Source organism: Meiothermus hypogaeus (assembly GCF_003574035.1).
Classification (GTDB): Bacteria; Deinococcota; Deinococci; order Deinococcales; family Thermaceae; genus Meiothermus; species Meiothermus hypogaeus.
In genome coordinates this window covers 1-11,930 of the sequence record NZ_QWKY01000087.1, presented here as the reverse complement: position 1 = coordinate 11,930, position 11,930 = coordinate 1, and the positions used below count along the sequence as shown (strand labels likewise).

The following is an 11,930-nucleotide window of genomic DNA, read 5'->3' as shown; positions in this document are numbered from 1 at the left end:
TGCGCAGCCTGACCTTCTTGTTCATGTGCGGGCTCTGCTCGATGGCCCTCAGCCGCTCATCCTCTTCGCTGCTCAACTCAATGTACCGAAAGTTTCCCATAGTAAAAGTCTATCGTGAGTGTACTTAACCCGACCGAAGTTATCCGCGTAGCGGAGGGCGATACCGCCCCTTGGAAGTTATCCGCGTAGCGGAGGGCGATACCGCCCCTTGGAAGTTATCCGCGTAGCGGAGGGCGATACCGCCCCTTGGAAGGGAGACGCTTTCTTCGCCGACCGACAGTGAAGGGCCATCGGCCCCCGGCTAGCGCCGGTACTCAAGGGAGGGGTGTGCTCTAGGATTCAAAAAGACAGCCTCTAGTGTTTTTGGTTTTGTAAACTGTCTTTTTGAATCCGGTATGAAATCTAATGCGCTACCAATTCCTTCTTAGTTCACGAGTGTATCAGATTCCTCCTTGGCTACACCCTCTTGGAATGAAAGGGCATTTTCTATGCCACGGGAACAATTCGGATGAATGACTGCAAGTTCTCAATCTAATGACCGAGCAGTTCGCGTAGGGCTTGTGGAACGGTCTGCGGCTTGCGGGTTTGGGCATCGGCGGCCACATAAATCACCTCACCACTGATAAGATGCTCCTTGCCCCGAAAGATGCCCAGTACAAACTGCATGCTGCTGTTGCCAATACGCCCCACGCGCACGCCAATATCGAGTTCGTCGTCGTAGCGGGCAGGGGCATGGTACTCCACGGTAGCCTTGACCACGAACAAGTCCACCCCAAAGCGCTCTATAGTGCTGGGGTAGGGGATGCCCAAGGCCCGCCAGTATTCGGTAATACCCACATCGAAGTAGGTCAGGTAGTGTCCGTTGAACACGATGCCCTGTGGGTCGGTCTCGGCCCAGCGGACGCGCAAGCGCTGGAAGAAGGAAAAATCGGAGCGGTTCACGGTATTCAATATAGGATGCGCTCTGCGCCGGTCCGACCGATTGAAAGCCTGGAGAATGTTGATAGGGACGAGATAACTGATACAGGGTGTATGGCAAAAGCCTCCCCTTGACCCAGGGGAGGTTGACGAAGGGTTGTATCTGAGGTTCAGCCTTCCAATCCCCCCACATCCCAGTGCTCGGGCGAGCGCCAGAGGTTGGAAATCAGGAGCTCGCGCATGGCCAGGAATTCTTTGGGCATCCGCTCGTAGAGCTTGATGAAGAGTTCTTCGTGGGAGAGGATTTCCTTGAGCCACAGGTCGCGGTCAATGGCCATTAGCTCCTGGAATTGCTCCTTGCTGAAGTCCAGGCCGCGCCAGTCCAGGCTTTCGTAATGAGGCACGTAGCCCAGGGGGCTCTCGGTGGCGTAGCCGCGCCCGTTTGCGCGATCCACAATCCACTTCAGCACGCGCATATTTTCGCCATAGCCGGGCCACAGGTAGTTGCCATCCTTATCCTTGCGGAACCAGTTCACGCTGAATATGCGAGGAGGATCTACTACCCGGCGGCCCATATCCAGCCAGTGGTTGAAATAGCTGGCCATGTGGTAGCCGATGAAGGGCAGCATGGCGAAGGGGTCGCGGCGCACCTCACCGATCTGCCCAAAGGCAGCGGCGGTCATCTCCGAGCCCATGGTAGCGCCCAAATAGACCCCAAACGACCAGTTGAAGCTCTGGTAGACCAGCGGCACCACTGTGGCGCGTCGCCCGCCGAAGATAAAGGCTTTGATGGGCACGCCCTTGGGGTTTTCCCACTCGGGGTCAATGACCGGGTTCTGACTGGCCGGGGCGGTAAAGCGGGCGTTGGGGTGGGCGGCCTTGCGGCCACAATCGGGGGTCCACTCGTTGCCCTGCCAGTCAATGGCCTTGGCGGGAGGTGGGCCGTCCATGCCTTCCCACCACACATCGCCCTCTGGCGTCAGGGCCACATTGGTGAAGATGGTGTTGGCCTTAATGGACTCCATGGCGTTGGGGTTGGTGGCATAGGAGGTGCCGGGGGCCACCCCAAAGTAACCGGCCTCGGGGTTGATGGCATAGAGGCGCCCATCGGGGCCGGGTTTGATCCAGGCGATATCGTCGCCCACGGTCGTGACCTTCCAACCCTCTTCCTGGAAGGGTTTGGGCGGGATTAGCATGGCGAAGTTGGTCTTGCCGCAGGCCGAGGGGAAGGCAGCGGCCACATAGGTCTTCTGGCCTTTGGGGTCTTCGACCCCGAGGATCAGCATGTGTTCGGCTAACCAACCCTCGTCACGCCCAATCACGCTGGCAATGCGCAAGGCCAGGCATTTTTTTCCCAAGAGGGCATTCCCGCCGTACCCCGAACCATAGCTCCAGATGCTGCGCTCCTCGGGGAAGTGCACGATGTATTTGACCTTGGGGTTGCAGGGCCAGGGGATGTCCTTCTGACCGGGTTCCAGAGGCATCCCTACGGTGTGCATGCAGGGTACAAAGTCGCCATTCTCGCCCAGCACGTCGTAAACGGCCTTGCCCATGCGGGTCATGATCTTCATGTTGACCACCACATAGGCCGAGTCGGTGATCTCGATGCCGATGTAACTAATGGGAGAACCCAGCGGTCCCATGCTGAAGGGGATTACATACATGGTACGGCCCCGCATGCAGCCATCGAACAGGCCCTGCAAGGTAGCATGCATTTCTTTGGGATTGACCCAGTTGTTGGTGGGGCCGGCGTCTTCTTTGTTAATGCTGCAAATAAAGGTGCGGTCTTCCACGCGGGCCACGTCCGAGGGGTCGGAGCGGGCTAAGAAGCTGTTGGGGCGCAATTGGGGGTTGAGGCGGATGAAGGTTCCTGCTTCTACCAGTTGGTCGCACAAGGCGTTGTACTCTTCCTCGGAGCCGTCGCAGAAGTGAACCGCATCGGGCTTGCACAGGGCGACTGCCTCGGTGATCCAGTGCTTGACCCGCTCGCTTTTGATGTAGGGGGGGAACTCGAGGTTTTGCATATTGTCCTTAACTCTAACGGTAGTTCCTGGATATTTCACGGCCATTGGGTTCCTCCTCGGGCAGGCTGGCGACTTTGATAAATCTCTCACTAGCCTTCGCAATCAGTCTCTACTAAGTGTCCTCAACTCAGTAGGGTCAATCGCCCCGACCTGAGCCAACCGATAGGACCTAAACTGAGTTCATGAAAATCCGCTTGCGCGAAAATGGTTCGTTGGTGCTGGATTTACCTGAAGGCACCAGGTTCATTCTGAATGGGGAAGAACGGGTGCTCGAGCGGGCTAAACTAGCCTTGTGCCGCTGTGGTCATTCAGAAAACAAGCCCTTTTGCGACGGCAGCCACAAACGGGTAGGCTTCGAGGCAGCAGCCGGTGAGGTAGAGCTGTTACAGGATTAGCTCATCCAGGCCAGGGGACAAGGGTTTTCATGGCATCGGGCGCAATCCAGCAGCCCCCAAGCATTCTTTAGCTTTTTCTTGTAGATGTTACGCCAGGGGTGGGATGTAACGACTCTTTGTGCATGGGCAAAAGTCTGTTCCGAAGCGGATTTTCCTCGATCCTAACGCCATCCACTGGCTTGCTACCCAGTGGGTCAATGCAAAGCTGGCTAAGCTGCGCCATGCTGAGTTTGTCAAACCCTGGAGGCCCATCTGCCAAGTTGCACCGTCAGGGCGCAGTACCCCGATGCATACCAAGCTGGCTACAGTGACAAATATGTTGTGAAAGCACTTATCGCGCTTCTCACCATTACGGCGCATGCTGAGTACGTGCGTTGCACGGCGGCATAAGCCGCTTTACTGGTGCGTCGTAATGTGCCCGCCACAGTGAAAACCGCTGTGCCGGGTATTTGTAGGAATCACTCTTAGATCGCTGTGGTCACGGGTTTCCAGACACGCTCGAACAAGCGCAGTTGGTTTTCACCCAGGATGTTAGCGATATCCTCGTGCTTGTAGCCTCTGGCTTCCAGGCGCTCGATCACATAGGGAATGTCTGAGAAGCTATCGAAATTCTCGGCAAAGCGCAACGGTGAGCGGAAGTTGATCCCCACCACCTTGTTGTAGCGGGCCATCACGTTGGGGTAGTCGGGGTGGCCCCAGGGGTCGTAGGTGTGGTCGGGATAGCTGCCCAGGCTCATATCCGAGCCAATGCCAATATGCAGGGTGTTGCCCAGCAAGTCGGCCACATAGTCTATGTGGTCAATAAAGTCTTCTACAGTGGGGCGTTCCTCCTGCCCATTCTTCTGGCACAGCGGCCCCCAGTTCACCAGACCGATTACCCCACCGCGCTCGGCACACATCTTGATCTGCTCGTCATCTATATTGCGGGGGTTGTCGTTCAGAGCCTTGGGATTGCAGTGGCTGAAGATGATGGGGTCTTCAGAAAGCTCCATGATTTCCAAGGTGGCCCGGCGGCTGATGTGGGTGCCGTCCAGGAGCAGCCCCAGCCGATTGGCCTCCTTCACTACCAGCCGTCCGAAGCGGCTCAAGCCCACGTCACCCACATCCAGCACCCCGCCGCAGATCAGGTTGTTGCGGTTATAGGCTGGGATCATCACCCGCATCCCCAACCGGTAGAAAGCCTCGAGACGGTGCAGCTTACCCCAGGCGAACTCTCCATCCTGTGAAAACAGAATGAAACAGCTCTTCCCCTCGGCTTTGGCCTGACGGATATGCTCGACCCGCGTGGCTACCAGCAGGTTGGGATACTTGCGGGCGATCAGGTGCCAGTACATCAGCTCTTCCAGCGACTGCTCGAAGTTCTGCTGGGGGTGAAAAGCCGTTACCCCGTAGGCAGTACAGCCGTGCTTGTGGGCGTTGGCATAATCGCCATCGGGCCAGGCTTGAATGCAGGAGTCCACCCAGATGTAGGGGTGGTCTTGCTCCAGCACACGGTGAAATCCACGGTTGGGGCGGTTGGGGGTCAGGTTACTCATGGGTCTCCTTTATGTGGCTGAGAGCAGAGCGCTGAATCTTTTCGCTCTCCGCCCTTTGCTCTCTGCTAATAACCCAGCGCCACATGGCGCATGGTGTTCTTGACGGGCTTGCCACTTAAGTAGCGTTTCAGATTTTCGGAAAACTCGTCTATTACCCTAGCCCGCACCTGGGGGGAGCGATACGAGCAATGTGGGCTGATGAACAGGCTGGGAATGTTCCACAAGGGACTGTCAGCAGGTAGGGGCTCGAGCTCAAATACATCCAGACATGCTCCGGCAATCAGCCCTTCGTTCAGGGCGCGGATCAGGTCGGCCTCGACAATCAGGGCACCTCGAGCAATGTTGATCAGATAGCTGTTGCGCTTCATCTGCTGGAACTCGGCATAGCCCATCATGTGGCGGGTTTCGGGCGTGAGGGGACAGGCCAGCACCACCACGTCGGATGCCTCGAGCAACATGGGCAATGCGCCTGGTGAATGGATGGCATCAAACCCCGGCTGTGGCTCGGGGCTGCGCTTGGTTCCCAGGACGCGCATCCCAAAAGCCTGGGCATAGCCTGCAATGCGCGCCCCGATGGAGCCTGCTCCCACAATGCCCAGGGTCTTGCCGAACAATTCGCCATGCATGGGTGGCTCCCAGGCTCGGCGTTGCTGGGCATCCAACAAACGGGCCAGGTTTTTGAAGTGGGCCAGCATGGTGGCCATCACAAACTCGGCAATGGGGGTATCCATGGCGTGCAGGGTTCGACTGATCGGGATGGAGCGGGCCTCCACTTCGGGTACCATCAGCCAGTCGAATCCAGCAGTCCCTGTGTGAATCCAATCAATCTTTGGGGCTTGGTTTAGCAGGGCACTCAGCACAGGTTTGGTCAGGCCACCATACAGTAGCACCTGGGCTTGGTGGACGGCTGGGGGGAAGGGAGCCTCACGGCCTATTCCCACAAAGTCAACCTCGGGAAACCTCGAGCGCAGCGTACCAATCAGACTGGGGTCTTCGGCATAGATAGGACTAACTAAAACCGTAAGCAAGGTGACTCCTTATTAGATGATGTCCAGATGAACCACATGGCACTGGTAGATTGCAGACGCAAGGATCGAGTGGCTTCGCTGCCCTCATTGACCCGAGCGCATCCGAGGATCGAAGGCGTCACGTAACACGTCCCCCAGGGAGTTAAAAGCCAGTACACTGAAAAGAATCATCAGGCCTGGATAGACCGCCAGATGCGGTGCGTTAAACACATAATTCTGGCTGGCAGTGAGCATATTGCCCCATGAAGGGGTGGGTGGCTGGATGCCCAGGCCCAGGAAGCTCAAGGCGGCCTCGTAGAGCATCACATTTCCTACGCCAATTGAAGTCGAGACAATCAGTACCGGCACCGCCTGGGGTAGCAGATGCTTGAGCATGATGCGCCCGTCGCTGGCACCCAGGCTTTGGGCTGCTGTCACAAATTCCATGTTCTTGAAACGCAGCACCTCGCCACGAATCAGCCGCGCAGTGCCCATCCAGCGGGTCAACCCCAGGGCCAGAATCAGCACCAGTGGTCCTCCACCCCAGATGGCGACCACCGCCAGCAACAGGAAAAACACCGGGATCGAAAGCAGTCCATCGGTAAAGCGCATCAGAATGCGGTCTATAAGGCCGCCAAAATAACCCGAAATTAGCCCTATTAGGGCACCAAACAGCACCGTCAGCACGGCTGCGCTTAGCCCTACTGCCAGTGAAACACGCCCTCCGGCAATCAAACGAGCAAACACATCGCGCCCGTTTTCATCGGTTCCCAGAAAGTTTTTTGCGCTGGGTGGTGCATAAGTGTTGAGCAGGTCAATCCGGTTGGGGCTCGGTAAAGATACCAACGGTTCAATCATCACCAGTGTGGTGATGAGCACCAAAAACACAAAGCCAAACAGCGCCATGCGATTACGCAGCAACATTCGCCAAAAGATGCGCCAGAGGCTGCGGTTTTTGGGCTTGGTGGTTTGGGCAACTGCACTCATCAGTCGTGTTTCCTCAGGACGGCAGGTATTAAGCGGGTCAAAGTTCCAAAGGTCTATCTACCCATCTGCATGGTCAAGGATGCAGTACCTGGATATATACACAGCCAAATTCGCAGACAGCCAATTGCTTTGATGCTCGACCCTTGCTGACCTGTGATTTGAGACCTGAGCCATGCGACACCTCGAGGGAGGAAATCTTCAGTAGCGAATCCGGGGATCAATGATCGAGTAAAGCACGTCAATCAGCAGGTTGCTAAGAATCACAGCTGTGGAGATAAAGATGGTGATTCCCAGCACCAGCGGTGTATCACGCGCCACAGCTGCGGCTACTGCCATGGAGCCCATGCCCGGCCAGGCAAACAGGGTCTCGGTAACGGCGGCCCCTCCAATCAAACGGGGCAGGAAGAGGCCGAAGATGGTCAGGATGGGGATTAGCGCGTTGCGTAGCACGTGTTTGTTATGCACTACCCGCTCGGCTAGGCCCTTGCTGCGGGCAGTGCGGATGTAGTCGAGGTTCATGATCTCGAGCCAACTCGACCTGGTGTAGCGCATCAGCTCTGCGGTGGTTCCGGCTGCCAGCACGATGGCGGGCATGACCAGGTAAGACAGCCGATCGGCGATGTCGAAGGGTTTGCCGACCGTCTGCATACCGGCAGCCGGTAGCCAGCCCAACATCACGGCGAACACGATGATCAGCAGAATCCCCAGCCAAAAACCAGGAGTCGCCAGCAACACAAAGCTGATAAAACTCAAGACCTGATCCAGCAGGGAGTTGGGAAAGCGGGCCGCAATCACCCCTGCACTAAATCCAATCCCCACCGTAATCAGCAAGGCTGCTGCGCCCAGCAAGAGGGTTGCGGGTAAGCGCTCTAAGATCATGTCCAGCACGGGCCGGTTGAAAGTGAATGAGCGACCTAGATCCCCTTGCAGGATGTTACCCATCCAGTTGAGGTACTGCACATAAAGGGGCTGGTCGAGCCCCAGGTTGCGCAGGATATTGGCGCGTACTTCAGGATCCATGTTGGGGTCTGCGAGCAAACCCAATCCACCAGGAGCCAGACCAATCAGGAAGAAGGTGATGGTGACCACAACCAGCAGTACCAGAACACTGGCGGCAGCTTGTTTAACCAAGTATTGGAACACGTCGGCTTACTCCGGATGGGTGGTCTCTCAAGATGAAGTTGCCTGCTACAAATCCTGTGGTTAGATGTTTACCATCTCCCGAGATTCAGGCTGTAGGGTGAACCGCCACTCAAAGATGCACCCTAGAACAACATTTTGGTCAGTTCCCGCGTAGCCAGACCCGGTGGATGAAGGGCATGGCGTCCTTGATGTTGGCAGCGGGGAAGCCCTGCAAGCGTGTGTTGGTAGCCAGGATACGCTCCATGTAGTACAGCGGGATGTTGGGGAAGGTGGCGTAGAGTTCTTCCTGGATTTGCCGCATGAAATTGGCATGTTGGGTGCGGTTGGAAGTGGCCCGCATCTGGGCCAGCAGGTTGTCTACGCGGGGGTTGGAGTAGAACTGCGAGTTGTTCTGCCCCACCGAGCTAAAGAGCCGCTGCATCCAATCAACATTAGGCATCAGGAATTCGGCCAGGCGGGTCTCAAAGGTGCCTTGCTGGGTCTCCTGGAGCCAGCGTCCGCCCCGTTCAGCCACATCGTAGGTGACTTTCATCCCGATGTCTTGGAAGAACTGTTGCAAGATCAGGCCGATCTGCTCGCGCTGGGTGTTGCCCCGGTCTACCAGAATCTTGAACTCGAAGGGCTTGCCATCTTTTTCCAGAATGCCTTGGGCGTTGGTCCGCCAGCCTGCTTCAGCCAGCAGTTGTCGTGCCCGTTGTGGATTAAATTCGCGGAACTGGATATTGGGGCGCGGAATCCAGGTCACGGCTTTAGGTACAAAAGCATCGTCTACATAGCCGAAGCCTGGGGTGACCGTCTGGAGCAGTCGGCGGCGGTCTATGGCGTAAACCATCGCTTCTCGTACCTTGAGATCCTGGAACAGGGGATTTTTGAGGTTCCAGGCGAAAATCTGGTAGCGTAAGGTATCGAAGTTGGTGGTCTTGACCCTGGGATTGCCCTGTACGGCGCGAATCTGTGTAGGCTCCATCTCGATCCAGTCAAGCTGACCTGCCAATACCTGGGTTACACGGGTATTGCCGTCGGGTACAACTCGGAACACTAGTCCATCAAGGAAGGGGCGACCCAGGAAGAACTGCGGGTTGGCTTCTAGCTCGAAAAACTGCCCGGGTACCGCACGCTTCATCTTGAAGGGACCACTGCCGATAGGGGTTCGGCTGTTGTACTCGGTTGCGTCGCGTAGCCGACGGAACTGGCTGAAGATATGGCGTGGCAGGATTTCGCTACCGCCCAGTGAGAGGCGGTCATCCAGGAAAGCGTCGGGTTGGGTCAGGAATATCTTCACTGCGTAAGGCCCCACCGTGCGGATTTCACGTACCCGGCGGAAGTCGGGGAGGTTGTTGGCTCCCTCCTCGGGGTCACGAATCTTGTCGAAGGTAAACTTGACATCTTCGGAAGTGACTGGCCTGCCATCATGCCAGAAGGCGTTGCGACGGATGTAAAAAGTCCACTCAGTGAGGTTGGCGTTGGTTTCCCAGCGTTCGGCCAGATAGGGCTCGAGCTGGTTGGTATAGGGGTTGACTACCGTGAGTGGGCTGAACATGGTCCAGTTGATAATGTTTGAAGCCAACTCGGCAGGGAGCACCGGATTTAGCGAGCCCGGCGTGGTTTGCAGCGCAATCTGTACGGTTCCTCCCCGCTGAGGCTGCTCGGCTGATTGCGCCTGAGCCAAGCCTCCAAGGGAAAGTGCTAAACTTGCCAACACCGCTAGTTGTTTCCTCATACCAAACTCCTTGTGAAACCAGAGTCCTCGAGCTAAAGGGGTAACTAAGGGCATATGCCCAAAGTGTTTGATTGTACCAGTACAGTTAGCATCATATGTAGCCGGCAGGGTACGTGTCAATACGTTGGCAGGTTTGAATTGGGTGCGAAAAATTTCACAGAGTAGCAGCAGCTTCTCAGCAAAGGCGTCAAAATCACCTAACTTTGGTGTGAAAAGGCCCCTGTCCTGATTTTGGGCTTGACAAAGAGGTACCGACTGACTACACTTCAACTGTACCAGTACAGCAATACAGTTTACCGTTAAGTTTCATCAGGAAATCGCCACGACTTCTGGAGGCTGAAATATGGCTATCGTACGGGTTGAAATCGCCAAACGTCCACAAGAACAACGCGACGCCATCATTGCTGGTATCACTGAGGTACTGGTGCAGAATGGGGCCAAGCGTGAGGGGGTACAGGTGCTGTTGTACGAGTTGGAGATGACCTGCTGGGGCCGGGGGGGTGTGACCTTCGACCAGATCAAGAAACAGCAAGAAGCCGAGGTTGCGGCTCAAGCCAAAGCTAAAAAGAAACCCAGCAAACGTAAGTAAAACCCAGCCCACAGCCTGGTAGTATTGTGGATTTGGGATATATGGAGCTGCCTCTGCTTGTTACTGAAAACGAAGGTATGCCCATCTACCTTCAAATTTTCCATCAAATCCGGCATTTGATTATTAGCCAGCGCCTGCCCGAGGGTTCGCAGTTGCCCTCAGTCAGGCAGCTCTCCAAGCAACTGGGGGTCAATGCCGGTACGGTGGTGCAAGCCTACCGCGAACTGCGCACCCAGGGTTTTGTGGATGCTCAACAGGGGCGCGGCAACTATGTCAAGCGCCTTTCCGCCCCCGCTGAGGACTTTGCCCTGCGGCAAGCCCTGCTGGATGATGCCCTGGCCAAGGCCCTCGAGCGCTCGAGGGCGCTGGGCTTCGACCTGGCTACCATTCGGCAGCACTTCAATATGCTCCTGGCTACGCAGGGCGGTCCTGTCCCGGTGTTGTTCCTCTCGATCAACCGCCCCCATGCCGAAAAGTATGCTGCCGTGTTGAACAAACATTTTGCTGCCTCAGGTATCGAAGTATTGCCTTACACCCTCGATGACCTCGAGCGCAGGAAACCGGATTTGCTGCGCGCGTTCGAGCGGGCCTACTATGCGATATCCTTCGTAACTTTTGTGCCCAGGGTGCAAAAAGCGCTCCTCGATCAGGGTATTCCCAGCACGGTGCTGGGAATTACGGCTGAAATAACCCAATCTACTCTAGAAGGGTTGCACGACCTGCCGCCGCACAAGCGCTACGCCATCGTCACCGAGGAACGCAACATCAACAGTTTCCTGGGCTATGTTCGCCAGTATACCGCTATTGACTATAAGACAGTGCGCTTGTTTTTACCCGGCCAAACCGATCTGCTCAAGCGAGCCTTGCCCGACCTCGATACCGTGATTTACTCGTTTGGGGTGCGCGAGGCTATCGAGCAATGCAGGGTTCCCAAGGCCAAACAACTCGAACTGGAGTTCAACATCACCATGGACTCCCTCAGGCATTTGCGCAAAGTGTTTGCACCCATGATGTCCTCGGTGCCAGTCTAAAATGGGTGTGGGCGTCACGTGGAATAAAGCGACATGTCTACCTGCACCTCAAGGTTAATACAACCCCGGATGGGTGGTGGGGTTGGCCTTGGATCGAGCAGCCATACCAGGTGTGTCTACAGCCCCAGCAGAGCGATAGGACGGGTCGAGTGGTGCTTCGCAAAGCGTACATAAAACTATACAGGGAGGGTGAAAAAACCTGACCGTTGCTTGTTGTTATGGAGCAGCATCACAGGGCAGTCTGGGATGTCTATACCATGACGCTCAACAGACCCGAACAGCTCTACACCCGACGAAGGGGGTATTTGTTGTGGGGGGATGGTTAAAAAAGGCATCTCTCTGCGCTCGGTCGCAGGAGAGTCGCGTGCGGTATTGGAAGTCCGAGCCCACCGCAGTTGTTTCAGTATCAACATACCACAAAAGCCCCCCAGGAGTGCTCATGGGGGCTTATCGGAGTCATATAAAAAATTCGGTTGAGCAAAGGAAGGGGCTTCTAAACTGGATTTGTGAATAACCCAGAGAAGCCCAAAGATAGTGTAGCTTGCCAGAACTGCGGAAGTGTGAAAGTCGAATGTGGCGGC

At 56.1% G+C, this 11,930-nt stretch carries 10 protein-coding genes; 3 read left to right on the top strand and 7 right to left on the bottom strand.

The window, feature by feature from the left end; all coding sequences use genetic code 11:
- Positions 1–531: 531 nt before the first annotated feature.
- A complete protein-coding gene (locus Mhypo_RS15330; protein ID WP_119342147.1) occupies positions 532–942 on the bottom strand; it encodes an acyl-CoA thioesterase in 411 nt (136 codons plus the stop codon).
- 146 nt (positions 943–1,088) lie between these two features.
- Positions 1,089–2,987, bottom strand: coding sequence for a phosphoenolpyruvate carboxykinase (GTP) (locus Mhypo_RS15325; protein ID WP_240637283.1), 1,899 nt, complete (start codon positions 2,985–2,987; stop codon positions 1,089–1,091).
- A gap of 137 nt (positions 2,988–3,124) precedes the next feature.
- Between Mhypo_RS15325 and Mhypo_RS15320 the strand changes: the two genes are divergently transcribed.
- The gene (locus tag Mhypo_RS15320; RefSeq protein ID WP_119342145.1) at positions 3,125–3,337 is read left to right on the top strand and encodes a CDGSH iron-sulfur domain-containing protein; all 213 of its coding nucleotides are present in this window, start codon (positions 3,125–3,127) and stop codon (positions 3,335–3,337) included.
- Between the two features lie 464 nt (positions 3,338–3,801).
- Here Mhypo_RS15320 and Mhypo_RS15315 read toward each other — a convergent pair whose 3' ends face one another.
- The 5 genes from Mhypo_RS15315 to Mhypo_RS15295 form a co-directional block, all read right to left on the bottom strand.
- Positions 3,802–4,872, bottom strand: a complete 1,071-nt coding sequence (locus tag Mhypo_RS15315) for a dipeptidase (protein WP_119342144.1) — start codon at positions 4,870–4,872, stop codon at positions 3,802–3,804.
- A gap of 65 nt (positions 4,873–4,937) precedes the next feature.
- Positions 4,938–5,900, bottom strand: coding sequence for a D-2-hydroxyacid dehydrogenase (locus Mhypo_RS15310; protein WP_119342143.1), 963 nt, complete (start codon positions 5,898–5,900; stop codon positions 4,938–4,940).
- An 84-nt stretch (positions 5,901–5,984) separates the two neighbouring features.
- Positions 5,985–6,866, bottom strand: coding sequence for an ABC transporter permease (locus Mhypo_RS15305; protein ID WP_119342142.1), 882 nt, complete (start codon positions 6,864–6,866; stop codon positions 5,985–5,987).
- A gap of 198 nt (positions 6,867–7,064) precedes the next feature.
- On the bottom strand, positions 7,065–8,009 hold the full coding sequence (locus tag Mhypo_RS15300) for an ABC transporter permease (RefSeq protein WP_119342141.1): 945 nt from the start codon (positions 8,007–8,009) through the stop codon (positions 7,065–7,067).
- Between the two features lie 139 nt (positions 8,010–8,148).
- Entirely contained in the window at positions 8,149–9,678 is a 1,530-nt protein-coding gene (locus Mhypo_RS15295; protein ID WP_170148325.1) for an ABC transporter substrate-binding protein, read from the bottom strand.
- Between the two features lie 394 nt (positions 9,679–10,072).
- Between Mhypo_RS15295 and Mhypo_RS15290 the strand changes: the two genes are divergently transcribed.
- Positions 10,073–10,318: a tautomerase family protein gene (locus Mhypo_RS15290; RefSeq protein WP_119342139.1), complete on the top strand. Its 246-nt coding sequence runs from the start codon at positions 10,073–10,075 to the stop codon at positions 10,316–10,318.
- A gap of 77 nt (positions 10,319–10,395) precedes the next feature.
- Positions 10,396–11,349, top strand: a complete 954-nt coding sequence (locus tag Mhypo_RS15285; RefSeq protein WP_170148324.1) for a GntR family transcriptional regulator — start codon at positions 10,396–10,398, stop codon at positions 11,347–11,349.
- Positions 11,350–11,930 lie beyond the last annotated feature (581 nt).

Excerpts from the sequence above, each read along its gene's own strand:
- Mhypo_RS15315 (WP_119342144.1), bottom strand. The coding sequence starts at position 4,872 with ATGAGTAACCTGACCCCCAACCGCCCCAACCGTGGATTTCACCGTGTG.
- Mhypo_RS15285 (WP_170148324.1), top strand. The coding sequence starts at position 10,396 with ATGCCCATCTACCTTCAAATTTTCCATCAAATCCGGCATTTGATTATT.
- Mhypo_RS15290 (WP_119342139.1), top strand. The coding sequence starts at position 10,073 with ATGGCTATCGTACGGGTTGAAATCGCCAAACGTCCACAAGAACAACGC.
- Mhypo_RS15305 (WP_119342142.1), bottom strand. The coding sequence starts at position 6,866 with ATGAGTGCAGTTGCCCAAACCACCAAGCCCAAAAACCGCAGCCTCTGG.
- Mhypo_RS15320 (WP_119342145.1), top strand. The coding sequence starts at position 3,125 with ATGAAAATCCGCTTGCGCGAAAATGGTTCGTTGGTGCTGGATTTACCT.
- Mhypo_RS15325 (WP_240637283.1), bottom strand. The coding sequence starts at position 2,987 with ATGGCCGTGAAATATCCAGGAACTACCGTTAGAGTTAAGGACAATATG.